The following is a 24,456-nucleotide window of genomic DNA, read 5'->3' as shown; positions in this document are numbered from 1 at the left end:
GCCGCCCGGAACCCGTTCCCCCAAGCCCCCGAACCGTCCGAACCGCCCGTACCGCACGAGAGGCCGAAGCCCGGTGGAAACCCGTAGCATCCCGAGCCCGAGCCCCGGCAGCGCGGCGTACCAGCCCGAGGCCGGCCGGCCCGCGCCGCACACGCCCTCGCGCAAGCTCGGCGCCCGGCGGCGCCGGCCGGCGGTGCTGGCCATGGCGGTCGCCCTGATCGCCGCCGGCGGGCTCGGCGGCGCCGTCCTCTACAACAGCAGCGGCCAGCGGATCGCCGTCCTCGCCCTCGCCCGGGACGTCCCGATGGGCCAGGTGATCACCGCCGACGACCTGGTGGTCGCCCGGATCGCCGGTGACCCCGCGCTGCGCCCGCTCGACGCCCGCGACCTCTCCCGCACCGTCGGACTGCGCGCCACCACCGACCTGTGGCACGGCGCCATGCTCACCCGCGCCGACGTCAGCGCCGACCCGATCATGCAGCCCGGCCTGCAGGTGGCCGGCGTCGCCGCCAAGCGCTCCCAACTGCCCGCCACCCGACTGCAGCCCGGCCTGCGGGTCCAGATCGTCTACACCCCCGAGAACCGCACCGACCAGGCCACCCTGCCGCGCACCCCCGAGACCATGACCGGCACCGTCTCCGCGGTCGGCAAGGCCGACACCGACGGCGTCCAGGTGATCGACGTCGCCGTCGGCCAGGCCGACGCCGCCCGGCTCGCCGTCTGGGTGGCCAGCGGCCGGTTCCAGGTGGTGCTCGCACCGCGCGGCGGCGCCGGCGGGGGGTCCTGATGGCCGTCCTCGCCGTCGCCGGCGGACCCGGCGCACCCGGCGCCACCACCACCGCACTCGCCCTGCTGCTCGCCTGGCCGCTCCAGGCCGGCCGGCGGATCCTGCTGGTCGAGTGCGACCCCGACGGCGGAGCGGTGCTGGCCGGCGCGCTCGAAGGCCGCGTCGAGGCCGTCTACGGCCTGCGCAACCTCGCCGTCGCCGACCGCCGCGGACTGCTCTCCCAGACCATCTGGGAACAGCTCCTCGACATCTCCCCGCAGGGCAACGGCGAACGGCTGCTGCTGCCCGGCCTCACCGACCCCGCCCAGGCGCCCGGCCTCGCCTACACCTGGGAACCACTGGTCGAGGCGCTGCACGCGCTCGAACCGCTCGGCTACGACGTGATCCTCGACCTCGGCCGGAACGGCGCCGCCGGGGCGGGCGCGGTCCTCGCCCGGCGGGCCGACGCGGTCGCGGTGGTGGTCCGCTCCACACTGCGCGGGCTCAGCACCGCGCGGCCGCGGATCGCCGCGCTGCGGGACGACCTGGAGGCCAACGGGACGGGCGCCGACGCGCTCGGGCTGCTGGTGATCGGCGAAGGCCCGTACCCCGTCGGCGACGTCGCCCGCGAGTTCGCGGTCCCGGCGCTCGGGGTGCTGCCGCACGCGCCGCGCACCGCCCGGCTGCTCTCCGACGGCGGGGACACCGGCGACCGGCGGTTCATCCGCTCCGAGCTGATGCGCACCGCGCGCACGGCGGCGGACCGGATGCAGGAACTGGTCGCGATCCGCCGCCGCCGGCTCGCCCCCGCGCAGGCCGCGCAGGCCGTGCAGGTCGCGCCGCCGCAGTACGACGCCGCCCCGGCGGGCGGCTACGAGCGCCCCGCCGCCCCCGCCACGCCGTTCGGCGGGCCGGTGCCCGGCAGCGGGTACGAGCGCCCTGCCCCCGGACCGGTCGGCGGCCGCGGGCCGGTGCCCGGCAGCGGGTACGAGCGTCCGGCGGGCGGAGGAGTGCCGCAGGGCGGCTACGTCACGCAGGCCGCCCAGGTCACGCAGGCCGCGCAGCCGCAGTTCGACGCCGCCCCGGCGGGCGGGCCGGTCGGCGGGCTCGGGCCGGTGGCCGGCTGGGCCGGTGCCGCGGCGTCCGCGGGCGGGGGCCTGCCGCAGGGCGGGTACTCCGGTGGCGGGTACGTGCAGGCCGGGTACGGGCCGGCGCCGCAGGCGGTGCTGCCGCAGCCGCCGGGGGGTGACGGGCAGCCGCTGTCGTACGCGCCGCACATAGCGCCGCCGGCCGTGCCGCAGCCGCCGGCACCCGCCCCGTTCCCGGTGCCGCAGGCCGACCAGCCCTCGCAGGCACTGGTGCCGTCGTCGCAGGAGCCGCAGGAGCCGCAGGACGGCTGGGGGGAGGTGCTCCGTGCGCGCTAGTCCGTTCAACGGCGCTCCGGTCAACGGCGCGGCCGCGCCGACCGGTTTCACCGTCGCCGGGGTGCCCGGCGGCCACGCGGCCGGCGACGCGGCCGGCCTGCCGTGGGGCAAGCCGCCGCAGCCGGGCCGCCCGGTGGTGCCCGGACCGGTGGCGCCCGCCGCCGTCCCGCCCGGCCCTGTCCCGCCGGTCGCCGCCGTCCAGCCGGGGCCGGTGCACGCCGTGGCGGAGCTGCAGCCGGCCGCGGTCCGGCCGTCTGTGGACCCGCAGGTGGCCCGCGAGCTGAAGCGCCAGGTGGCGGCCGAGCTGCACCAGCAGCTGTCCCGGCTGGCCGAGGGCTCGACCACCGAGGTCGACCGTGCCACCCGCCGCCAGCGCGGCCGCGCCCTGATCGAGGAGGCGGTGGCCCGCTGGTCCGACGCGTACGCGCAGACCCACGGCATCCCGCCGACCCGCGAGCAGGACCGCGCCCTCTCCGAGGCCGTCTACGACCTGCTGTTCCGGGCCGGGCGGCTGCAGCCGTACCTGGACGACCCGGAGATCGAGAACATCCTGATCAACGGCTGCGACGACGTCTGGATCTCCCGCGCGCACCAGCCGCTGCGGCAGGTGCCGCCGGTGGCGGACAGCGACGCGGAGCTGGTCGAGCTGCTGCAGGACCTGGCCCGGCAGCACGGCGGCGGCGAGCGCAGCCTGTCCACCGCCAGCCCGATGCTGGCGCTGCGCCTGGAGGGCGGGATGCGCCTGCAGGCGATGACCGAGGTGACGCCCCGTCCGTACGTGGCGATCCGCCGCCACCGGGTGGCCAGCGCGACGCTGCCGGAGATGGTGAAGCTGGGCACCGTGGACTCCACCCTGGCGGCCTTCCTGGCGGCGGCGATCCGGGCCCGGAAGAACGTGATGATCACCGGCACCCAGGGCGTCGGCAAGACCAGCCTGCTGCGCGCGATGGCCGCCGAGATCCCGCCGGACGAGCGGGTCGGCACCCTGGAGTCGGAGTTCGAGCTGTGGCTGCACACGCTCGGCCACCTGCGGCAGGTCGTCCCGATGGAGGCCCGCGAGGGCAACGGCGAGCGGGTCGACGGCCGGGTCGCCGGCGAGTTGACGATCGGTGAGCTGATCCCGGCCGCGCTGCGGATGACGCTGTCCCGGATCATCGTCGGCGAGGTCCGCTCCGCCGAGGTGGTGCCGATGCTGCGGGTGATGACCAACGGCGAGGGCGGCTCGATGTGCACCCTGCACGCGCGCGGCCCGCACATGGTGGTCGACCGCATCGCCGAGCTCTGCCTGGAGTACGGCGCGCACATGACCGACTCGCTGGCGTACCGGCTGACCGCCAACGCCGTCGACTTCATCGTGCACGTCAGCATGGTCGACGAGACGGCGGTCGGCGGCCGCCGGCACCGCTTCGTCTCGCACGTCCTGGAGGTCACCGGCCTCGGCGAGTCCGGCCGGCCGGCGATGAACACCGTCTTCGGCCCGCGCGCCGACCTGGGCGAGCCCCGTGCCGTCCCGCACACCCCGCCGGCCTGCCTGGACGACCTGCGCCGGACCGGCTTCGACGCGGGGCTGCTCCAGTCCCCGTACGGCGCGTGGACCGCGCCGCTGGCGCTGCGGATCGGAGGCCTCCGGTGATGCTGCTGTTCGTACTGTGCGGCCTGGCGCTGGCCGGCGGCCTGGTCGCGCTGGTCGCCGGACTGGTCGGCCGGCGCGAGAGCGAGGAGGAGCGCGACCGCAACCCGCTGGAGGGCCGCGCCCACCTGTTCTGGTACGGCGCGCCCGGTACCGCCAGCCCGCGGATCGTCCAGCTCCGGCGGATCCAGACCGCGGTGGCGCTGGTCGGCGCACCGGTCGGCTGGCTGGTCACCGGCATCCCGCTGGCCGCCGTCCTGGTGCCGCTGGCGGTCTTCGGCCTGCCCTGGCTGTTCGACGCGACCCGCTCCGACACCCGGCGGATCGAACGGCTGGAGGCGCTCGCCGAGTGGACCCAGCGGCTCGCCGACGTGCTGCTGCTCGGCGTCGGCCTCAACCAGGCCATCCTGACCAGCCGCCGGACCGCGCCCGCCGCCCTGGAGGGCGAGATCGCCGACCTCGCCGCCCGGCTGCAGTCCCGCTGGCGGCCGGAGGACGCGCTGCGCGCCTTCGGCGACCAGCTCGCCGACGCCACCGGCGACAAGGTGCTCGCCGCGCTGCTGCTGCGGGCCGGCGACAGCGGCCCGGGCCTGGCCCGGGCGCTCGCCGACATGGCCGACTCGGTCCGCGAGGAGGTGCGCCAGCGCCGGGCGATCGAGGCCGACCGGGCCAAGCACCGGGCCACCATCCGCTGGCTGGTCGGCATCATCATGTTCGTCCTGCTGATGGGCGCCCTCAACTCCCGCTACACCGAGCCCTACACCTCGGTGGTGGGTCAACTGGTGCTCGGCGTCGTGGCGGTGGCGTTCGTGCTGGTGATCGCCTGGATGCGCTCGCTCGCCGCGCACGCCCCGCTGCCCCGGATCCTGGAACAGGACCGCCGCTCCAAGGCGGGCCGGCTCGGCGCGGAACTCCCGTCCGGCGAAACGGAAGAGAACGAGCCGCTGGTGAAGGAGGCGCTGTGATCTCGCCCTGGGCCGTGCTGGCCGGCGGCGTCGCCGCCGGCGGCCTCGCGCTGCTCGTCGCCGAGCTGCGGCCCGCCCCGCCCGACCTCGGCCGGGCGCTGGACCGGCTGCACCGGGCGCCCGAGCACTCCTCCGCCGCCAGGCCCGAGACGCTGTCCTGGTACGACCGGGTCGGTGTCGGCGCGCTGCGCCTGCCCGGCGTGCGGATCCCGTACCAGCAGCTGTCGTTGATCGGCCGCACCCCGGCCAGGTTCATGGCGCAGAAGCTGCTGTTCGCGCTGCTCGGCCTGGTCCTGCCCGGCTACCTGGCGGCGATGGCGGCCCTCGCCGACATCACCCTGCCGGTGGCCGTGCCCCTGCTGGTCGGGCCGCTGCTCGGCGCGCTGCTCTGGTTCGTCCCCGACGGCATCGTCACCGGTGAGGCCAAGGAGGCCCGCACCGAGTACCTGCACGGCATCGCCGCCTTCCTCGAACTGGTCGCGCTGGAGCGGGCCGCCGACTGCGGCCCCGCCGAGGCGCTGCGCCGGGCCGCCGCGGTCGGCCGGGGCACCGTCTTCCGCCGGCTCCGCGACGCGCTGGACCGGGCCGCCACCGACCGCCTCCCGCCGTGGGACGGGCTGGACGCGCTCTCCGAGGAGCTGGGGCTCACCCCGCTCCAGGACGTGGCGGACATCATGCGGATCTCCGGCACCGACGGCGCCGCCGTGTACGACACGCTGCGGGCCCGGGCCAAGAGCCTGCGCAGCGAACTCCTCGCCGAGGAGCTGGCCAAGGCCAACACCGACAGCGAGCGGATGGTCGCGCCCGGATCGGCGCTGACCCTGCTCATGACGGTCCTCATCGTCTTCCCCGCGCTGTACCAGATGATGCAAGTCGCATGAAACGCACCCGTGTTGAGACCATCCGCCCCGTCGACGTCCTGGAGGCCACACCATGACCCGATTCAGACTGCTGCTGGCGGCACTGCTGCTGCCACTGCTCGCCACCGTCCTCGAACCCGTCCGGCTCGGCGCGCCCGCCCTGCGCTACCGGTTCGGCCGGCTCCGGGCCGCCCGGCTGGCCGGTGACCGCGGCGCCATCTCCATCGAACTCGCCCTCGCCGTCATCGTGGTGGTGGCGATCGCGGGCGCGGTGCTGGCCCTGGTGAAGACCCTGGCCACCAACGTGGAGAACCGGATCCCCAGGGACGCGCCGGCTGGCGGACAGTGATCCGACGTCTGCGTGCGCGTCTCGCGGCCCGGGACGCCGGGGTGATGACCCTCAGCCTGGCCATCGTGCTGCCCATGGTCCTCACCGTCGTCATGCTCGTGGTGCAGTCCGCGCTCTGGTGGTACGCCAGCCAGGCCGCGATCACCGCCGCGCGTGAGGGCGTGGAGGCGGGCCGGCTGCGGGACGCGCACGCGGACGACGGCCCCAACCGGGCCAGGGACTTCCTGGACCGGGTCGGGGAGCTGGCGAAGGAACGGTCGGTGGTGGTGAGCGGCGGACCCGACACCTACCAACTCACCGTCAGCGTCCAGCCGCTGGCGGTTCTGCCCGGATTCGACCGGCTGTCCGTGACCCAGACGGTCAGCGCTCCGCGCGAGCGCTTCACCCAGCAGGGGGCACCGTGAGAACGCGTCCGTCGATCCGCCGGCGGCGGGGATCCGACCGGGGGAGTCTGGCGCTCGAAGCGGCGATGCTGCTCCCGGTGGTGCTCTCCTTCGCGCTGATGGCCGTCGCCGCCGGACGGCTGCAGACCACCGGCTCGGTGGTCGACGCCGCGGCCCGCGCGGCCGCCCGGGCCGCCTCGCTGGCCCGCAGCGAGGACGGCGCCCGGTCGGCGGCGGCCGAGGCCGCCGCCCAGGTGCTGGGCGACCGCCGGCTGCGGTGCGGCCAGGACCCGGTCGGCCAACCGGTCTTCCGCGACCAGCCGTTCGCCGGCGGCAACCTGCGGACGGTGACCGTCCGGGTCAGCTGCCGGGTCGCGCTGCGGGATCTGCTGCGGTTCGACGGCGTGCCGGGGGAGAAGACAGTGACGGGGGAGTTCACCTCGGTGATCGACCGCTACCGGGGGCAGTGACGGACGTGGTGGGGGAGGGGCGGATGAAGCGGCTGCGGCAGCGCGCGCGGTGGCCCCGGCGACGGTCGCCGGAGGCACGCGACAAGGGGGCGATCTCGGTCCTGGTCGCGATCAGTGCGGCCAGCCTGGTCGTCCTGGTCGGGGTGGTGCTCGACTTCGGCGGACGGCTGCGCGCCATCGAGAACGCCGACGCGCGGGCGCAGGAGGCCGCCCGGTTCGCCGGCCAGCAACTCGACGAGAAGGCCCTGCGCGACGGCCTCGGCTACCGGCTGGTGCAGTCCACCGCGCGGGACGCCGCGCTCACCTACCTCCAGCGCCTCGGCCTGCGCGGCAACGTCAACTTCCCCGACCCGCAGACCATCACGGTCACGGTCGACACCGAGTACCGGACCGCGCTGCTCGGCGCCGTCCGCATCAACACCCTTTCCGTGCACGGGCACGGCAAGGCCACCCTGCTGCACGGCGTCACGGAAGCGGAGAACGGCTGATGGCCGCGCGAGGAGCCAAGGACCGTACCACCGGCGGCCGTTCGGCCGACGCGACCGGCCGGGCCGGTGGCCGCGGCCACCGGGCGGTGCCGGCGCGGCCCGCCCGGCGGCGGCGCACCGGCGGCGCGGTGGTCACCGCGCTCGGCGCGCTCGTCGCCCTGCTCGTCCTGCTGGTCGGCGTGCCCTCCCTGCTGCTCTACGGCACCCTCGCGGTCGCCGACATGGGCGGCCCGGTCGAGGGCGGCGTGATCGCCGCGCTGACCAGCCCCGACGACGGCCGGCTCTTCCTGTGGGCGCTGGTCGCGGTCGGCTGGCTGGCCTGGCTGTGCTTCGCGTTCTCCGTGCTCGTCGAGATCCCCGCCCAGCTGCGCGGCCGGGTCGCCCGCCGGCTGCCCGCCTTCGGCTGGAGCCAGCGGATCGCCGCCGGCCTGGTCGGGTCCGTCCTCGCCCTGCTCCCGGTCGCCGGATCGGCCTTCGCCGCCACCACCGAACGCGTGCAGATCGCGCCCGCCAGCGCCCCCGCGCTGCCGGCCGGCACCACCGCGTACGCTGCGCTGCCCGCCGCCGCGCCCGCCACCGCCCCGACCGCCGAGCAGCAGCCCGGCTACACCGTCCGCGACACCCGGCCCGCCGACAGCCTCTGGTCGATCGCCGAGCGCCAACTCGGCTCCGGCGAGCGCTGGGTGGAGATCGCCAAACTCAACGACGGCCGGGCGATGGACGGTTCCGGCACCCGCTTCGACGCGGACCGGCCGATCCAGCCCGGGTGGCGGCTGCTGATGCCCGCCGACGCCAAGCCGGACACCGGCGCGGGCGGCGGACCGGGGGGCGGCGCCGCGCCGGCCGACTCCTCGACGGGCGGGGCGTCCGCCGGGTCCGCAGGGTCCGCGCCCGCGCACGCCACCGTCACCGTGCACCAGGGCGACACGCTCTCCGCCATCGCCCAGCGCGAGCTGGGCGATGCCGAGCGGTGGCCGCAGATCTTCGACGCCAACAAGGGCGTCCGGGCCCCCGACGGCGAGCGGCTCACCGACCCGGACGTGGTGGTGCCGGGCATGGTGCTCAGCCTGCCCGGAGCCTCCGCCCAGGCCCCCGCGCCGACCACCGACCCGGCCCCCGCGACCGAGCCGGCGCCCACCCCGCCGACCGGTGCTGAGCAGCAGCCGACCCCGCCGCCGAGCCCCGCGCCGGCGGAGACGGCCCCGGCACCCGCGGCGTCCGCCCCTGCCTCCGCCCCCGCCTCGGCGCCCGCCTCGGCCGGGCCGGTGGTGCCCGTCGAGCACACCGCACCCGCCGCCGACCAGCACGCCGAGACGCCCAGCGACGACTACACGGTCGCCTTCGCCGCCTCCACCGTCGGCGTCCTGCTCGCCGCCGTGCTGATCGGCTCCGTCGCCCGCCGCCGCACCGACCAGCTGCGCGCCCGCCGCCCCCGGCACCGGATCACCATGCCCGCCCCGGCCGCCGCCCGCTTCGAGGCGGAACTGAAGGCACGCCAGGACATCGACGGCCTGGAGCTGCTCAACCGCGCCCTGCGCACCCTCTCCCGCAACACCGTGCGCGGCGGGAAGAAGCTCCCCGCCCTGGTCGCCGCCCGGATCACCACCGGCCGGACCGTCGAACTCCACCTCGCCGCCCCCGCCGTCCCGATCGCCCCGTTCCGCGCCGCCCACGCGGCGAACGTGTGGTGGTGCCCGGACGACGCCTCCGACCTGCTCTCCGCCGGCCAGGCCGCCAAGTACCCCGCCCCCTACCCGGCGCTCGTCACCCTCGGCTGCTCGCCGGACGGCTCGGTCGTCCTCGCCGACCTGGAGACCGTCCGGCTCGTCCACCTCTCCGGGCACCCCGACGACGCCGAGGACGTGCTGCGCACCCTCGCCGTCGAACTCGCCCACAGCCCGCTCGCCGACCGGCTCCACCTCCACCTGGTCGGCGTCGCCGCCGACCTGCCCGGCTCCGGACCCGCCGCCGACCGGGTCCACCACCACCCCACCATCGAGTCCGCGCTCGCCGCCCTCGGCCCGCGCACCGCCAAGGCCCGCGCCACCCTGATCGGCGCCGACGCCACCAGCCCGCGCGACGCCCGCAGCCGCGGCCACGCCGACGAGTCGTGGATCCCCGAGATCGTGCTCTGCGCGCAGTCGCCGTCCGGCACCGTGCCCGCCGAGCTCGGCCGGCTGCTCGACGGCCGCCCGCGCACCTGCCTCGCCGTCGTCACCCGCGCCCCCGAACGCGGCTCCGGCCCGGTCGCCCGCTGGACCCTCCCGGCGACCGGCCCCGCCCAGCTGCCCGGCCTCCACCTGACCGTCGAACTCCAGCGCCTGGATCGGGAACAGTACGACCACCTCGGCGAACTCGTGCGCAGCTCCGGCGACTTCACCCAGCACCCGGCGCCCGAGTGGACCCTCGACGGCCCCGGCACGGACGAGGACGACGACTTCGTGCCGGCGGAACTCCCGCTGCCCGTACCGGTGCTGGCCGCCGTCGCGGCAGCGGGCCCGGCCGGGGAGGCGGGCGGTGACGAGGCCGCGACGCGCCTGCTCGCGCGGGTCGTCGCCACCGGCGCCAGCCCGTTCGCGGGCACCGCGCCGACCGTGACCCCGTCCCCGGAGGCCCCGGCGGCGACCACCGTGCCGCGCCACAGCATCAACGGCCTCGGACTGCACGCCGTCAGCCCCGTCCACCCGCCGGCCACCAACCCCTACAGCCGGGGCCCGGCCGCCCTGCCGCCCGGCACGACGCCCGCCGTCCCGGCCCAGCCCGCCGCGACCGGCCGCGGGCCGGAGCGCCCCGGCGACGACAACGCCGCCGGGGCGGCGGACCGGCTCCCGGCGGCCGCGACGGGTCCGTTCGCACCGGCGGGTCCGGGGGCCGCTCCGGTCCCGGGGTTCGGGGGGTCCGAGCCGCTGGTGCCCGAGCAGCCGGTGGCCTACCCGGGTCCGTTCGTGTCGTCGGTCGCCGCCGAGGCGGAGCCGTCGTCCACGGTGTCCCTGCCGCAGGTGGCCCCGTACACGGCCGCGGCCGAGCTGTCGGTGGCCCCGCCGGCGGCTCCGGCTGCCGTGGAGCAGCCGACCGAGGCGCCGCTGCCGCAGGCGTCCGCCGTCCCGTTCGCGGCCCCGGCCGCGCAGCCGGTGGTGTCGCCGGGGCCGGAGGCCGCGCCGCCGGCGGCCCCGTTCGCGGGTCCGGGCTTCGGCGGCGCGGAGGCGTCGTTGTCGCCGGGTGCGCCCCCGGCCCGGGTGGTGCCCGGCGAGACCGAGGTGCCGCCCGCGGCCGACGGCGAGCCGGCGCCGACGCACGACCAGGTGCCCGCGCCCGACGCGCACGGCCCCGCGGCCGCACCCACCCGCCCCGCGCCGCGGCCCGACACCGGGCCGGCCCGGACCGACAGCGACGACCTGCTGGCGATCCTGCGTTCGTCGGAGGCGCATGCCGCCCGGACCGCGCCCAGGATCCGCGTCCTCGGCCCGGTCGACGTGCTGAGCGCCGCCGGTCAGGTCGAGCCGGCCGCGGCCGTCAGGCTGACCGAGCTGGCCGCGTACCTGGCGCTGCGGCCCGGCACCGAGCACGTCGCCCTGGACCACGACCTGCACCCGGGCGCCGCGCACCTCGACCCGCGGGCGACCGCGGAGCGTCTGGCCGACCCGCTGCCCGCCAAGCTCGCCGCGCTGTCGCGCTGGCTGGGCACGGCGGCCGACGGACGCCCGTTCCTGCCGATCGACCACGCCGCCCCGGCCGGCCGGCCGGACCCGGTGGCCGCGTACGCGCTCGTGCCGACGGTCAGCTGCGACTGGGACGAGTTCCGCAGCCTCTACCGCCGGGGCATGCGGTCGACCTCGGCGACCGCCGACGCCGCGCTGGCGCACGCGCTGGCGCTGGTCCGCGGGGCGCCGTTCGCGGAGGCCCCGGCCGGGGCGTACGGCTGGGCCGAGTCGGAGCGGCAGGACATGCTCGCCGCGATCGTCGACACCGCGCACGAACTCGCCGCGCGGCGCCTGCAGTACGGTGACCACCGCACCGCCGAGGCGGCGATCTTCCGCGCACTGGCGGTCGCCCCGGACGTCGAGCTGCTGCACCGCGACCTGTTCTACGCGTACGCCTCGGCCGGCGCCCGCGACCAGCTGGTGCGGGCGGTCAACCGGCTGGACGCGCTCTCCCGCCGCACCGGACGCGACCTCGACCCGGACACCGTGGCGCTGCTGCGCGACCTCCTGACCGGGGCGTGACGGCAGGGGTTCCCGTGACGGCAGGGGTTCCCGTGACGGCAGGGGGATGGATGAGGGCCTACGCGGCGTCGCCGGCCGCGTAGGCGTCCTCCAGGGCCTGGACGTCGATCTTGCGCATGGTGAGCATCGACTTCATCACCCGGGCCGCCTTCACCGGGTCCGGGTCGGCGAGCAGTTCGGTGAGCCGGCGCGGCACGATCTGCCAGGACAGGCCGAAGCGGTCCTTGAGCCAGCCGCAGGCGCTCTCCTCGCCGCCGTCGGTGAGCCGGGCCCACAGCTCGTCGACCTCGGCCTGGTCGGCGCAGTCCACCTCGAACGAGACCGCCTCGGTGAAGTGGAACAGCGGCCCGCCGTTCAGCGCGACGTACCGCTGCCCGGACAGTTCGAACGACACCGTCATCACCGTCCCCGCCACGCCCGGGCCGGCCTCGCCGTAGCGCTGCGTCTCCAGGATGCGGGAGTCCGGGAAGAGCGAGGTGTAGAACTCGGCGGCCTCCTCCGCCCGGTCGTCGAACCAGAGGAACGGAGTGATCTTCTGCTGCGCCATGACGCCTCCTCACACGGTCGGTCCCGCACGACGCTAGGCCGTCCCGGCCGCCCGGCGGCGGACCGACCGCGCGGGTGACCCCGGTTGGAGCAGCGCCCGGGTCAGACCGCGACCGGCTCGGCGGCGGGTGCGGGCGGCAGCAGCTCGACCTGACGCGCGGTGATCCGTCGGACGATCAGCAGGTAGGTGAAGGGACCCGCGTACCAGAACACGGTGAAGTACAGGAAGGAGCCGCTCGCGGCGCGCCCGAGCAGGGTTGCGAGCAGCATGGCGTCGGCGGCCAGGCTCAATGCCCACCACAGGTGCACCGGCGCGTCCGTGTCGGGGGCGCCGCCCGTGCGCCGGAGGGCGAGCAGGAGGCGCCAGCGCATCCAGAGGCTCAGCACCGGGACCATCCACCCGGCGAGCGCCCACCCGGGGCCGTACGGCAGCGGCTCCTCGGTGAACAACGCGGCGTTGGCCCAGCAGCGCCGGAACCAGACCGTGCCGACGATGTAGGCGGTCACCAGGAACACGGGCTCCAGCGCGGTGGGCAGGACCGCCGGGCCCGGCAGGTCCACCAGCGCGAGGACGAGCAGGGCGAGGTGGCACGCCACGGTCAGGACCACGGAGACCTGGAGTCCCAGCGCCGGCTCCCGGGGGTCGCGCGGTTGAGGCGGTATCACGGACGGTTCCTCCTCCGGACGGTCGAGTAGCGAGAAGCTAGCAGAAGGGACTTGACCTCAAGCGCGCTTGAAGTTTCAGGATTGGCTCCGACGGGTCGGTGGCCGAGTGGAACGAGGGCGGCATGCGCGCGGTGTGGGTACGGGAGTTCGGCGGTCCCGAGGTGCTGGTGGCGGGGTGGGCGCCGGAGCCGGTGCCGGGGGCGGGGCAGGTGGTGGTGCGGGTGTCGCACGCGAACATCACCTTCGTGGAGACCCAGTTCCGGGCGTCGGGGCGGGGACCGTTCGCCGTCGAGCCGCCGTTCGTGCCGGGCAACGGCGTGGCGGGGACGGTCGTGGGGGTCGGCGAGGGCGTGGACCGGGCGGTGCTGGGACGGTCGGTGGTGACGGCGACCGGCGGTTCGGGCGGGTACGCCGAGCTGGCGCTCGCCCCGGCCGACGGCCTGTACGGCATCCCGGACGGCCTCGCGCCGGAGGCGGCGCTGGCGCTGCTGGCCGACGGCCGGACCGCCGCGATGCTGGTGGAGACGGCCGGCGTCCGGCCGGGCGACCGGGTGCTGGTGGAGGCGGCGGGCGGCGGGGTCGGCAGCCTGCTGGTCCAGCTCGCCGGCGCGGCCGGGGCGGAGGTGACGGCGGCCGCGGGGAGCGCGACCAAGCTGCAGCTGGCCCGCGAGCTCGGCGCGCACGCCACGGTCGACTACACCGAGCCGGGCTGGGCGGAGCGGGTCGGTCCGGTGGACGTGGTCTTCGACGGTGTCGGCGGGGAGATCGGCCGGGCGGCGTTCGGCAGACTCGGGGCCGGCGGACGGATGGTCTCCTTCGGTCTGGCCAGCGGCAGTTGGGCCGATATCGACGCGGAGGAGGCGGCGGCGCGCGAGGTGACCCTGCTCGGGCTGCGTCCGACGCCGGACCGGGTCCGCGCGGCCACCGAGCACGTCCTCGCGGAGGCGGTGGCGGGGCGGCTGCGGCCGGTGATCGGCCGGCGCTTCCCGCTGGAGCGGGCCGCCGACGCGCACCGCGCCATCGAGTCCCGGGCGACGCTCGGCAAGACCCTGCTCGACGTGGCGCAGCCCGGGCCGGACGGGCACGTCCGATAACCCGTCGTCGCCGGGCGGCCCGCCGCCTACGATCACGTCATGGACGCGCCGATCATCCCTCCCAAGCCCCGCCCCGGCGACCGCGTCGCGGTCGTCTCGCCGGCCGCCGGCCTGCCCGGGGTCCTCCCGCTGCCGTACGAGCTCGGGCTGCGCCGGCTGGTCGAGGAGTTCGACCTCGAGCCGGTCGAGTACCCGACCACCCGGACCATGGGCGCGAGCCCGCAGGCACGCGCCGCCGACCTGCACGCCGCCTTCGCGGACCCGGAGATCAAGGCGGTGATCGCCTCGATCGGCGGCGACGACCAGATCACGGTGATCCCGCACCTGGACGCCGAGCTGATCCGGGCCAACCCCAAGCCGTTCTTCGGCTTCAGCGACAACACCAACCTGCTGGACTTCCTCTGGGGCCTCGGCATCGTCGGCTACCACGGCGCCTCGGTGATGACCCAGTTCGGCCGGCCCGGCGCGATGCACCCGATGACCGCCGCCTCTGCGCGTGCCGCGCTGTTCACCGCCGGCCCGTACGAGCTGGCCGAGCCCGGCCGGATCACCGAGGTGAACCGCGACTGGGCCGACCCCGCCACCTTCGAGCAGGAGCCCGCCACCGAGCCCGTCCCGGGGTGGACCTGGCACCACGCGGACCGGGTGGTCGAGGGCCCGACCTGGGGCGGCTGCCTGGAGGTCCTCGCCGGCATGCTGATGGCCGACCGGATCAAGGAGCCCGCGGCGTACGCGGGCCACGTGCTCCTCCTGGAGACCTCCGAGGAGCTGCCGAGCGCGGACACGGTCTGGCGGACCCTGCGCGCGATGGGCGAGCGCGGGCTGCTCCGGCAGTTCCCCGCGCTGCTGATGGGCCGTGCCATGGCGTGGAACTTCGAGAAGCGCAACGACCGGGCCGCCCGCGAGGCGTACCGCGCCGAGCAGCGCGCGGCGGTGCTGCGGGCGCTGGCCGCGTACGCCCCCGACACGCTCGCCGTCTTCGACGTCGACCTCGGGCACACCGAGCCGCAGCTCGTCGTCCCGTACGGCGGCCGGGTCCGGGTGGACGGGCCCGCGCGGCGGATCACCGTGCACTACTGAGCAGGCGTCCGCTCCGCCCGGCTGCGGCACCCGGGCCTGGCTCCGATCCCGGCGACCCCGTAAGGTGGCTGACCGGGCACGGTGCCGCGACCGCGGCAGGGCGGGGGGATGACGGGCAGTGGCGGACCTGACGACCGCATCCGCGGACGGATCGCAGACCCCGGTGGATCCCGAGCAGACCGTCAAACTGCCCGGCCCCGGCGGCGAACCGGCCGCTCCGGCCCCCGCCGACCCGTTCGAGCTGCCGCGCACCGCCGCCGCCGACCCCTTCGCCCGGCCTGACACCGCGCCAGTGGCCGCGCCGCCGGCCGCCGGTGCGCTGCCGCCCGTCCCGCCGCTGCCGCCCACGGCCCCGGCGACCGGGTGGACCGGCGTGATGCCGGCCATCGTGCCCGGCCAGGCACCGCCGCAGGCACCGGCACCGGCGGGCCCGGACGCCCCCGCGCACGGCATCGGCGGCGGCCTGCGCGGCCGCATCCTGGTCATCGAGGGCAGCTACGGCGGCCGGCGCTCCTGGGGCCGCGGCGGATCCGCGCACGCCGAGATGCTCTCCACCGTCCTCGCCGGCGTGGCACCGCAGATCCTGCTCTCCGCCGACGCGGTGGACGCCGTCCACCTGCCCGGCGGCGCCGAACCGCAGACCGTCCTGGCCCACCTGCGGGCCGCCGCCCGCCATCTCGGGCCGGTCCTGATCCACCTCGGCGGCCACCTGATCACCGACCGGCGCGGCGGCCAGCTGTACCTGACCCTCCGGGACGCCAAGCCGTCCGAGAGCCTGCCCTGGTCCGCGCTCGCCACCGAGCTGCGCCACCGGCCCGCCGAACTCGACACCCTCGTCATCGCCGACCTCAGCGCCGACCACGCCACCTGGCCGCAGCTCCTCGCCCTCGGCCACGGCCTCGCCGAAGGCGTGCCGATGTGGGCCGCGATCAGCCCCGACCCCGACCAGATCGGCACCTTCACCCGCGCCCTGGTCGAGTCCCTGCACCGGGGCCAGCCGGGCGCCGACACCCTGCTGACGCCCGAACAGCTTCAGCCGCAGGTCCACTCCGTGCTGCGCGCCGACAACATCGTGGTGGTCGCGCACCCGGCCGGGCGCCCCTACTTCCGCAACACCTCGCGGCAGATCGGCGCCGGCACCGAGTCCGCGCCCGCCGCCGAACCCCGGGTCCCGGCCCCGCCGGCCGGCCCGCCGTCCGTCGCCGCGAGCACGGCCGACGGCGCGGTACGGACCCGGGTGAGCCCCAGCTGGACGCCGCGCGGCATGGTCAGCCTCCGCAAGGCGGGCGTCCCGCCCACGCCGCCGCGACCGCCCCGGCCCGTCTCCCTGCTCAAGGCCGGCGACACCGCCGCCGAGCCCCTGGCGGCGACCGCCGGCCTGCCCGCCCCGGGCGGAGCTCCCGGCTCCGGCGCGGCGGCCCTGCCCGGCGCGGACCCGGCCGCGGCGCCCGGCCCCTCGACGCCCGCCGCCGACCCGCTCGCGGCGACCGTGGACCTGGCGAAGCCGGGCTCCGACCCGCTCGCCGCCACCGTCGACCTGGCCAAGCCGCGGAGCAGCGACCCGCTCGCCGCGACCCTGGACCTTGCCCCCGGCCGGTCGGAACCGACCCCGGACGCGGCGCACGGCGGTTCGGCTCCGGCCCACGACTCGCTGCCCGCCCCGGGCGCGGCCCCGGCCCATGGCCAGTCGGCTTCGACCCAGGCCCCGCCCGGCCCCTCGACGCCCGCCGCCGACCCGCTCGCGGCGACCGTGGACCTGGCGAAGCCGGGCTCGGACCCGCTCGCCGCCACCGTCGACCTGGCCAAGGCGCCGGAGGCGGCGCCGTCGACCGACTACCGCGAGGCGATCGGCCGGATCGTCCGCTGCGCCGACGCGGGCGACCACACGACCGCCGCCGAGCTCGCGCTGACACTGGAGCAGGAGGCCGTCGCCGCCCACGGCGACGACGCGCCGGCGGTTCTGCAGGCGCGCCAAGTGCGCGCGCACGTCTCCCGGCTCGCGGGCAGCCCGGCCCTGGCGGCGGAGCTGTACCGCCAGGTGGCGGTGGTCCTGCTGCGCACCGAGGGCGCCGGGCACCCGGAGACCCAGCAGGCCGCGACCAACGCCGAGGCGTGCTGGCGGGCGATCCCCGAGGCCGCCGAGGCGATCAGGATCGCCCCGGACATCATCGAACTGCGCGCCCACCTGCCGGGCCCCGACGGTCGCAAGCTCCGGGCGGCGGAGCGCCACCTGATGCAGCTCGCCGAGGCCAAGGCGCGGATCTAGCCCGGAGGGCAGGCCCGCGCCCCGGCCGGTCTCAGCGGGCGCCGCCGTTGACGTACAGCGTCTGCCCGCTGACGTACGACGCGTCCTCGCTGGCGAGGAAGGCGACCACGGCGGCGATCTCCTCGGGCTGCCCGACGCGGCGCAGCGGGGTGCGGTCGGCGGCGAGCGCCTGGTGCTCCTCGGCGGTGGAGCCGACGCGTTCGGCGGTGGAGGCGGTCATCGCGGTGGCGATGTAGCCGGGGGCGACGGCGTTCACGTTGATGTTGAACGGGCCGAGCTCGATGGCCAGGGTCGCGGTGAGGCCCTGGATGCCGGCCTTGGCGGCGGCGTAGTTGGCCTGGCCGCGGTTGCCGAGCGCGGAGCGCGAGCTGAGCGAGACGATCTTGCCGTACTTCTGCGCGACCATGTACTTCTGCACGACGTGGCTGCAGTTGTAGGCGCTGGTCAGGTTGACCGTCAGTACGGCGTCCCAGTCGGACTTCGGCATCTTGAAGAAGAGGTTGTCGCGGGTGATCCCGGCGTTGTTCACCAGGATGTGGATTGCTCCCAACTCCTCGGCCACGGCCGCGAAGGCGGCCTCCACCGCGTCGTAGTCGGCGACGTCGCAGCCGTACGCCCGGGCCGTGCCGCCCTTCGCGGTGATCGCGGCCACGGTGTCCGCCGCGCGTTCGGCGGTGAGGTCGACGACGGCGACCGTGGCGCCCTCCTCCGCGAGCCGCATCGCGGTGGCGGCGCCGATACCCTGGGCCGCCCCGGTCACCACGGCGACCTTGCCGGTGAACCGATCCATTGCCAACTCCATTTCTCTGTAACGCTGTTCGGTGGTTCTGCGGTTCTCAGACGTTCTCGACGACGACGGCGGTGCCCTGCCCGACGCCGACGCACATGGTGGCGAGGCCGCGGCGGGCGCCGGTGCGGTGCATCCGGTGCAGCAGGGTGGTGAGGATGCGGGCGCCGGAGCCGCCGAGCGGGTGGCCGAGCGCGATGGCGCCGCCGGTCGGGTTGACCAGCTCCGGGTCGAAGCGCAACTCCCGTACGCTGGCGAGTGCCTGGGCGGCGAAGGCCTCGTTGAACTCGGCCTCGTCGATGTCGGTGACGCTCCAGCCCGCGCGGGCCAGCACCTTGCGGGTGGCGGGCACCGGGCCGATGCCCATCACGTCCGGGTGGACTCCGGCCGAGGCGCCCGCGACGTACCGGCCGAGCGGCTCCAACTCCAGCTCCCGCAGCACCTCTTCGCTGACCAGCAGCAGGGCGGCCGCGCCGTCGTTCATCGGCGAGGCGTTGCCCGCGGTGACGCTGCCGCCGGCCCGGAAGACCGGCTTGAGGCGGCCGAGCTTCTCCAGGGTGGTGTCCTCGCGGATGCACTCGTCCTCGGTGACGGTGACGCCGTCCGGCCGTACCACGGACAGGAGTTCGGCGTCGAAGAGGCCGTCCTTGCGGGCCGCGGCCGCCAGCCGGTGGCTGCGCAGGGCGAACCGGTCCTGGTCCTCGCGGCTGACGCCGTAGCGCTGCGCGACCTCCTCGGCGGTCTCGCCCATCGAGAGCACGCCGTGCAGCTCGTGCATCCGCGGGTTGGTGATCCGCCAGCCGAGCCGGGTGTCGAAGGTCTCCATCCGGTGCGGCAGCGCCTCGTCGGGGCGGGGCAGCACGAACGGCGCGCGGCTCATCGACTCGCAGCCGCCGGCGACCACCACGTCGGCGTCGCCGGAGCCGATCGCCCGGGCGGCGGTGGTGACGGCCTCCAGGCCGGAGGCGCAGAGCCGGTTGAGGGTGGCGCCGGGGACGGTGTCGGGGAGTCCGGCGAGCAGGACGGCCATCCGGGCGAGGTTGCGGTTGTCCTCGCCGGCCTGGTTGGCGGCGCCCCAGTAGACGTCGTCGATCCGGGCGGGGTCGAGCTGGGGGACGCCGTCGAGCAGTCCGCGCAGCACGGCGGCGGACAGGTCGTCCGGCCGGACGGTGGACAGCGCGCCGCGCAGCTTCCCGATCGGGGTGCGGCGGGCGGCGGCGAAGTAGACAGGACGCACTTCGTCGGGCTCCTTATCTGGGTGTCGGTTCAGAACGCGGAGATGCCGGTCAGGGATCGCCCGATCAGCAGCTTGTGGATCTGGCTGGTGCCTTCGTACAGGGTCATCACCCGCGCGTCGCGCAGGTACTTGCCGACGGGGTACTCGTCGATGAAGCCGTAGCCGCCGAAGACCTGGAGGGCGTTGTTGGCCGCCCGCACCGCCGCCTCGCCGGCGTACAGCTTGGCGACGGAGGACTCGGTGGCGAACGGCAGTCCGCGCTCGATGTGGTCGGCGACCCGCCAGGTGAGCAGGCGGGCGGCGTCCACGTCGACGGCGATGTCGGAGATCAGCTCCTGCACCAGCTGGTGCGAGGCGATCGGCTTTCCGAACTGCTCGCGCTCGCCGGCGTACTTCACGGCGGCCTCCAGGCAGGCCCGGGCGATGCCGACGCAGCCCGCGGCGACCGACATCCGGCCCTTGGCGAGGGCGGCCATGGCGACGGTGAAGCCCTTGCCCTCGGCGCCGAGCCGGGCGCTGTCGGGCACCCGGACGCCGTCGAAGGTCAGCTCGGCGGTGGCCTGGCCGCGCAGGCCGAGCTTGCCGTGGATCAGCCTCCGCCCGAAGCCGGGGGAGTCGGTGGGCACCAGGAAGGCCGTCACTCCCCGGTGGCCCGGTTCGCCGGTGCGGGCGAAGACCAGGGCGACCTCGGCCCAGGTGCCGTTGGTGATGAACGTCTTCGAGCCGGTGATCAGCCAGTCGTCGCCGTCGCGCACCGCGCGGGTGGTGAGGTTGGCGGCGTCCGAGCCGGTGCCGGGCTCGGTGAGCGCGAAGCAGGCCAGCGCCTCGCCGGAGGTGAGCCGGGGCAGCCAGTGCCGCTTCTGCTCCTCGGTGCCGAAGGAGTTGACGGACTTGCCGACCAGGCCCAGCGAGACCGAGACGATGCCGCGCACCGAGGAGTCGCCGCGGCCGAGCTCCTCCAGGACCAGGCAGTACGCGAGGTGGTCGCCGCCGCTGCCGCCGTACTCCTCGGGCAGGGTGAGGCCGAGGAAGCCCAGCTTGCCGAGCTTGCGCACGATCCCCAGGTCCACCTGCTCGGCCCGGTCCCACTCGGCGGCGTGCGGCACGATCTCGCGGTCGGTGAAGTCCGCCGCGAGTTCGCGGACGGCGGTCTGCTCCTCGGTGAGTTCCAGGTTCATGCGGCGGGCACCTCGATAAACTAGCGCTGCAAGTTTTATGGTGACTGTAGCCCCGCACCCGGCGGCCTGGGAAGGGGGACCGCACCGCGGCGCCTGCAACAATGGGCGGTCACCCGAACGGACCGGAGGAGGCGACCGTGGCCCGACCGCGCACCCCGCTGCTCAGCCGCGGGCGGATCGTGTCGACCGCCCTCGCCCTGGTCGACGCCGAGGGCCTGGACGGGCTCTCCACCCGCCGCCTGGCCACCGAGCTCTCGGTCAGCGGGCCCTCGCTCTACAACCACTTCGCCACCAAGGACGAGCTGCTCGACGCCGTGGTCGACAGTGTGATGGGCGAGGTGGACCTGTCGATGTTCGACGCGCCGCAGTCCTGGCGGACGGCGCTGCGCGACTGGGCCCGCTCGTACCGGGCGGCGCTGGCCGCCCACCCCAACATCGTGCCGGTGCTGGCCCAGGGCCCCGGCCGCCGGCCGAACGCGCTGCGGCTCGCCGACGCCGTCTTCGGCTGCCTGGTGGACGCCGGGTGGCCGCGCGGACAGGCCACCCGGGTCGGCGCGCTGATGCGCTACTTCATCACCGGCTCCGCGCTCGGCTCCTTCGCGGCCGGCTTCCCCGAGGACGCCCAGCTGTACGCGGCGGACTACCCGCACCTGGGCGAGGCGCACCTGCTGGCCGAGCACCGCCGCTCGATCGACGAGGGCGCGTTCGAGACCGGCCTGGAGGCACTCCTGGACGGTCTCGAACTGCGCTACGCCCGCCTGAACGCGGGCTGAAGACGGGCTGACCCCGGCGCGCGCCCGCCTCGGCGGGCGGCGGGCCTCAGCCCGCGACGGCCTTCAGCGCCCGGCGGATCTCGCCCGCCGGGTCGCCCTCGTGGTAGATCCGCTCGCTCGGCTCGATGCCGTCCAGGAACTCCTGGTAGCGGATCGCGTAGTACACGTGCATCAGCGGCGCGGCCAGCTCCAGCGCCCGCTCCGGGTCGCTGCCCGGCGCCAGCTCCCGCCAGGCCGCCACCCAGCGCCCGCGGGCCTCGGCCCAGCGCTCCGGCGACAGGAACGGCCGTGCCCGCAGGCCGTCGAAGGCCGGGTGGCCGAAGAACGCGTCGGAGAAGTCGATCGCCACCGTGACGCCGTCCCGGTGGCGCCAGTTGCCCGGGTGGTAGTCGCCGTGCACCGAGCTCTCCGGCAGCCCGCAGGCCGCCAACGCGTCGGCGATTCCGGGCAGTTGCCCGGTGAGCGCGTGCGCCGCCGCCAGCTCCTCGGTGGACAGGTCGGTCACCTTGCCGCTCGCCAGCAGCTCGCCGAACGCGCCGGCCAGCGCGGCGGGCGTCCGGTCGCTCAGCGCGGGGTCGCGGCGGCCGGCCAGCGCGGCCTGGGCGCGGGCGAGGTTCTCCACGGCGTCGAGCATGGCGTCCTCGGGCACGCCCCAGCAGTCCACGCCCGGCACCTGCTCCAGCAGCACCCGGTGGTCGGCCGCCGCCAGCACCCCGGGGACCAGCGCGGGGTCGGCGGTGGCGAACAGCGCGATGGCGCGGGCCTCGTCCACGCCGAACGGCGGCGTGGTCTTCAGCCAGACCGGGCCGTCGGCGGTCGGGATCCGGAACAGGCCGGAGAGGTTCCAGGTCTTCACCTGCTCCGCCGGGCCGAGCGCCGGGCGGCCCAGGGCGGCCAGCTCGGCCCCGGCCCAGTCGAGCGCGGCCCGCAGCCCGTCCGCCGTCGCCCACGGCAGGCGCAGCGGGTGGTCCGCCAACTCGCCGTCCACCGAAGCCGGCTCCAGCTCGGCGGCCGGACGTTCCAGCTCGACCGCCGGGCGTTCCAGCGCCTCCGCGTGGTAGCGGACCAGCCCGCCGCGGCCGCCCTCGCCGCCGTCCACCGACAGCAGCCGCAGCAGCACCGCCGGGACGCCGATCCGGTCCGTCAACCCGCCGACCACGCAGGCCGCTTCGGCCCAGTGCGGGGAGTCCACCGGGAACGGGCCGACCTCGCCGAGGAGTTCGCCCTGCCAGGTCACCACGGCGGTGACACGTCGTTCTTCATTCGTCTGCACCCGCGCATTCTCCGGGTGGACCACCCCGCCGGCCAGCGGTTTTTCCACCCGGCCGGGCTCACCACGGCTCGCGGGCCAGGAAGGCGGGCCGCAGGTCCGGGTCCACCGGGTCGTAGTAGCGGTGGTAGACCGGGGTGAGGCCGCCGGAGACCGGGGGCACGATCCAGCTCCAGTCGGCGGGGGTGGGCCGGCCGAGCCGCTTCTCCTGGGCGATGTGCCGCAGGAAGCGCTCCGACTCGGTGTGGTGGTCGGCCATCGTCACCCCGGCCCCCTGGAAGGAGTGCAGCACCGCGACGTTCAGCTCGACCAGCGCGCGGTCCCGCCAGAGCGTGCGCTCGGAGGAGGTGTCCAGGCCGAGCCGCCGCCCGACCTCGTGCAGCATCGCGTACCGGTCGGCGTCCGCGAGGTTGCGGGCGCCGATCTCGGTGCCCATGTACCAGCCGTTGAACGGCGCCGCCGGGTAGCGCACCCCGCCGATCTCCAGGGTCATGTCGCTGATCGCCGGCACCGCGTACCAGCGCAGCCCCAGCTCGGCGAACCAGCCGTGCTCGGGGTGGCGCAGGTCCACCTCCAGCACCGCGTCGTCCGGCACCTCGAACCAGCGCGGCTCCGCGCCCGGTCCGGGCTGGATCAGCAACGGCAGGACGTCGAACCGCCCTTCGCCGCTCTTCCACTTCAGCGACCGGGCCAGTGAGGCCAGTTGCTCCCCGGCCGGGTCGCCGGTCCGGACGCCGTCCTCGTCCAGGTAGCCGGCGTAGCGCACCAGCTGGGAGTTGAGGATCCGCGGGGCCGGGCGGCCCGGCGCGTCCGGCGCGAAGACCGACACCACCGGGCGGATCCGGCCGCCGTTGGTGGCGGTGCGCAGGTGCGTGAAGCACTCCTGCGCCATCTCCTCCGGCTCGGTGACGTGCCGCAGGTCGCGCACCACCAGGCTGCGCCAGTACAGCCGTCCGATGCAGCGCGCCGCGTTCCGCCAGGCGAGCCGGGCACCGAACGCCAGTTCCTCGACGGTGTGCCGGTAGGTGCCGGTCCGCTCGATCTCGGCGATCACCTCGCGCAGCCGCGGCAGGGGGTCGCCGGCCGCGGGGGTCTCCTCGTGGAACTGGCGGACGAACGCGGCGGCCTCCGCGACCGGTCCGCGCCGGCCGGTGTCCCCGGGCGGTCCGGCGGCGTCGTGCACCGGGGGCACGGCGTGGTACGGGTGGCCCGCCTGCTGGTGGTGGCCGAACGGACAGACCCCTGCCGGGGCCGGCTTGCGCGTACGAAGGCGACTGAAGATCAAGAGCACATCCCTCCCGAGTCACAGGAGTACCGGATGTGCGTGCTTGGGCGCAGAGAGTGAGCGATTCGGCCCACACCGCGCCCGCCCCGCCGCTAGGGTGTGCCCGACTCGCGGGCCGGTCCCGTCCGGATCACCGCCCGGGCCGGTCCCGTCCGGTCACCCGCACGGGCGGGTCCAGGCACCAGGCGAGCAGGGCGGGCCAGGGGCCGTAGCCGGAGTCCGGGTTGAGGTGCGCCCCGCCCGGCACCAGGTCGGCGTCCAGGCCGAGCGGCGCGGCGTACGCGGTGAGCGCGCCGCCCGGGCAGTACGGGTCGTCGTCGGCGGCGACCAGCCGGACCGAGGGGCCCGGCCGGACGGCCGTCGGCGGGGCGAAGCCGGCGATCTCCGGGATGCCTGCCGTCACCTCGGGGGAGGGCGGCGCGATCAGCAGCACCCGCTCCGCCCCGGCCGCGACGGGCAGCCCCCGGTCGAGCGCGTGCAGCCACAGCAGGCAGCCGAGGCTGTGGCAGAGCACCGTCCGCCCGCCGGGCCGGGCCGGCAGCCGCTCCAGCTCGCCGAGCCAGGCCTCCAGCCGCGGCTCGTCCGGGTCGGGGAGCTGCGGGTAGTCGACGTGGTGGCCGAGCCCGGTGAGCTGCCCGGCGAGCCAGTGCTGCCAGTGGTCGGCGGGGCGGCGGTTCTGCCAGCCGTGCAGGATGAGGAAGTCCATGCCGACGATC

The 24,456-nt window shown here is 76.1% G+C and carries 22 protein-coding genes; 14 read left to right on the top strand and 8 right to left on the bottom strand.

What is annotated here, in order from left to right:
* Positions 1 to 73 precede the first annotated feature (73 nt).
* Genes ACGFX4_RS02255 through ACGFX4_RS02210 form a run of 10 tightly spaced genes read left to right on the top strand, consistent with a single transcriptional unit; the run spans position 74 to position 11,558 of the window.
* Complete coding sequence (locus tag ACGFX4_RS02255; RefSeq protein WP_393069496.1) at positions 74 to 787, top strand: SAF domain-containing protein; 714 nt, start codon at positions 74 to 76, stop codon at positions 785 to 787.
* A complete protein-coding gene (locus ACGFX4_RS02250) occupies positions 787 to 2,190 on the top strand; it encodes a hypothetical protein (RefSeq protein ID WP_393069494.1) in 1,404 nt (467 codons plus the stop codon). The genes ACGFX4_RS02255 and ACGFX4_RS02250 overlap by 1 nt, the downstream gene beginning before the upstream one ends.
* Positions 2,180 to 3,823, top strand: a complete 1,644-nt coding sequence (locus tag ACGFX4_RS02245; protein WP_393069492.1) for a CpaF family protein — start codon at positions 2,180 to 2,182, stop codon at positions 3,821 to 3,823. Before ACGFX4_RS02250 ends, ACGFX4_RS02245 begins: the two co-directional genes overlap by 11 nt.
* The gene (locus ACGFX4_RS02240) at positions 3,823 to 4,785 is read left to right on the top strand and encodes a type II secretion system F family protein (protein WP_393069490.1); all 963 of its coding nucleotides are present in this window, start codon (positions 3,823 to 3,825) and stop codon (positions 4,783 to 4,785) included. The genes ACGFX4_RS02245 and ACGFX4_RS02240 overlap by 1 nt, the downstream gene beginning before the upstream one ends.
* Positions 4,782 to 5,666, top strand: a complete 885-nt coding sequence (locus tag ACGFX4_RS02235) for a type II secretion system F family protein (protein WP_393069488.1) — start codon at positions 4,782 to 4,784, stop codon at positions 5,664 to 5,666. Before ACGFX4_RS02240 ends, ACGFX4_RS02235 begins: the two co-directional genes overlap by 4 nt.
* A gap of 52 nt (positions 5,667 to 5,718) precedes the next feature.
* A complete protein-coding gene (locus ACGFX4_RS02230; protein ID WP_393069486.1) occupies positions 5,719 to 5,994 on the top strand; it encodes a hypothetical protein in 276 nt (91 codons plus the stop codon).
* Positions 5,995 to 6,038: 44 nt separating this feature from the next.
* The gene (locus ACGFX4_RS02225; protein ID WP_393069485.1) at positions 6,039 to 6,398 is read left to right on the top strand and encodes a TadE/TadG family type IV pilus assembly protein; all 360 of its coding nucleotides are present in this window, start codon (positions 6,039 to 6,041) and stop codon (positions 6,396 to 6,398) included.
* Positions 6,395 to 6,847: a TadE/TadG family type IV pilus assembly protein gene (locus tag ACGFX4_RS02220; protein ID WP_393069484.1), complete on the top strand. Its 453-nt coding sequence runs from the start codon at positions 6,395 to 6,397 to the stop codon at positions 6,845 to 6,847. The genes ACGFX4_RS02225 and ACGFX4_RS02220 overlap by 4 nt, the downstream gene beginning before the upstream one ends.
* A 23-nt stretch (positions 6,848 to 6,870) precedes the next feature.
* Positions 6,871 to 7,335, top strand: coding sequence for a hypothetical protein (locus tag ACGFX4_RS02215; protein WP_393069483.1), 465 nt, complete (start codon positions 6,871 to 6,873; stop codon positions 7,333 to 7,335).
* Positions 7,335 to 11,558 carry a BTAD domain-containing putative transcriptional regulator gene (locus ACGFX4_RS02210; RefSeq protein WP_393069481.1) on the top strand — a complete coding sequence of 1,408 codons (4,224 nt, stop codon included), beginning with the start codon at positions 7,335 to 7,337 and terminating at the stop codon, positions 11,556 to 11,558. The genes ACGFX4_RS02215 and ACGFX4_RS02210 overlap by 1 nt, the downstream gene beginning before the upstream one ends.
* 58 nt (positions 11,559 to 11,616) lie before the next feature.
* On the opposite strand, the gene ACGFX4_RS02205 is transcribed toward ACGFX4_RS02210, so the two are convergent.
* Together ACGFX4_RS02205 and ACGFX4_RS02200 are read right to left on the bottom strand one after the other, a co-directional pair.
* On the bottom strand, positions 11,617 to 12,105 hold the full coding sequence (locus tag ACGFX4_RS02205; protein ID WP_393069479.1) for a VOC family protein: 489 nt from the start codon (positions 12,103 to 12,105) through the stop codon (positions 11,617 to 11,619).
* Positions 12,106 to 12,206: 101 nt separating this feature from the next.
* Complete coding sequence (locus ACGFX4_RS02200; RefSeq protein ID WP_393069477.1) at positions 12,207 to 12,770, bottom strand: DUF4328 domain-containing protein; 564 nt, start codon at positions 12,768 to 12,770, stop codon at positions 12,207 to 12,209.
* 98 nt (positions 12,771 to 12,868) lie between these two features.
* Between ACGFX4_RS02200 and ACGFX4_RS02195 the strand changes: the two genes are divergently transcribed.
* From ACGFX4_RS02195 to ACGFX4_RS02185, 3 genes are all read left to right on the top strand, one after another.
* Positions 12,869 to 13,864 (top strand): zinc-binding dehydrogenase, encoded by a 996-nt coding sequence (locus tag ACGFX4_RS02195; protein ID WP_393069475.1) that lies wholly within the window; start codon positions 12,869 to 12,871, stop codon positions 13,862 to 13,864.
* Between the two features lie 39 nt (positions 13,865 to 13,903).
* Positions 13,904 to 14,944: a S66 peptidase family protein gene (locus ACGFX4_RS02190; protein ID WP_393069474.1), complete on the top strand. Its 1,041-nt coding sequence runs from the start codon at positions 13,904 to 13,906 to the stop codon at positions 14,942 to 14,944.
* 118 nt (positions 14,945 to 15,062) lie between these two features.
* On the top strand, positions 15,063 to 17,210 hold the full coding sequence (locus ACGFX4_RS02185) for a hypothetical protein (protein WP_393069472.1): 2,148 nt from the start codon (positions 15,063 to 15,065) through the stop codon (positions 17,208 to 17,210).
* 31 nt (positions 17,211 to 17,241) lie between these two features.
* On the opposite strand, the gene fabG is transcribed toward ACGFX4_RS02185, so the two are convergent.
* The 3 genes from fabG to ACGFX4_RS02170 are packed head-to-tail and all read right to left on the bottom strand — an operon-like array spanning position 17,242 to position 20,412.
* Positions 17,242 to 18,000: a 3-oxoacyl-ACP reductase FabG gene (fabG, locus tag ACGFX4_RS02180; protein ID WP_393069470.1), complete on the bottom strand. Its 759-nt coding sequence runs from the start codon at positions 17,998 to 18,000 to the stop codon at positions 17,242 to 17,244.
* A 46-nt stretch (positions 18,001 to 18,046) separates the two neighbouring features.
* Positions 18,047 to 19,234: a thiolase family protein gene (locus ACGFX4_RS02175; RefSeq protein WP_393069468.1), complete on the bottom strand. Its 1,188-nt coding sequence runs from the start codon at positions 19,232 to 19,234 to the stop codon at positions 18,047 to 18,049.
* 29 nt (positions 19,235 to 19,263) lie between these two features.
* Entirely contained in the window at positions 19,264 to 20,412 is a 1,149-nt protein-coding gene (locus ACGFX4_RS02170; protein WP_393069466.1) for an acyl-CoA dehydrogenase family protein, read from the bottom strand.
* 137 nt (positions 20,413 to 20,549) lie between these two features.
* Here ACGFX4_RS02170 and ACGFX4_RS02165 point away from each other — a divergent pair, with 137 nt between their 5' ends.
* Positions 20,550 to 21,185, top strand: coding sequence for a TetR/AcrR family transcriptional regulator (locus tag ACGFX4_RS02165; RefSeq protein WP_393069464.1), 636 nt, complete (start codon positions 20,550 to 20,552; stop codon positions 21,183 to 21,185).
* A 46-nt stretch (positions 21,186 to 21,231) separates the two neighbouring features.
* Here the strand turns inward: ACGFX4_RS02165 and ACGFX4_RS02160 are convergent, their stop codons facing one another.
* From ACGFX4_RS02160 to ACGFX4_RS02150, 3 genes are all read right to left on the bottom strand, one after another.
* Positions 21,232 to 22,458, bottom strand: a complete 1,227-nt coding sequence (locus tag ACGFX4_RS02160) for an aminoglycoside phosphotransferase family protein (protein ID WP_393069463.1) — start codon at positions 22,456 to 22,458, stop codon at positions 21,232 to 21,234.
* A gap of 58 nt (positions 22,459 to 22,516) precedes the next feature.
* A complete protein-coding gene (locus tag ACGFX4_RS02155; protein WP_393069461.1) occupies positions 22,517 to 23,740 on the bottom strand; it encodes a nitric oxide synthase oxygenase in 1,224 nt (407 codons plus the stop codon).
* A 130-nt stretch (positions 23,741 to 23,870) separates the two neighbouring features.
* Positions 23,871 to 24,446: an RBBP9/YdeN family alpha/beta hydrolase gene (locus ACGFX4_RS02150; RefSeq protein ID WP_393069459.1), complete on the bottom strand. Its 576-nt coding sequence runs from the start codon at positions 24,444 to 24,446 to the stop codon at positions 23,871 to 23,873.
* Positions 24,447 to 24,456: the final 10 nt, after the last annotated feature.

It is taken from the genome of Kitasatospora sp. NPDC048365, assembly GCF_043200835.1.
In the GTDB taxonomy this organism is placed as follows: Bacteria; Actinomycetota; Actinomycetes; order Streptomycetales; family Streptomycetaceae; genus Kitasatospora; species Kitasatospora terrestris.
This window is presented reverse-complemented; position numbering and strand designations above follow the sequence as displayed.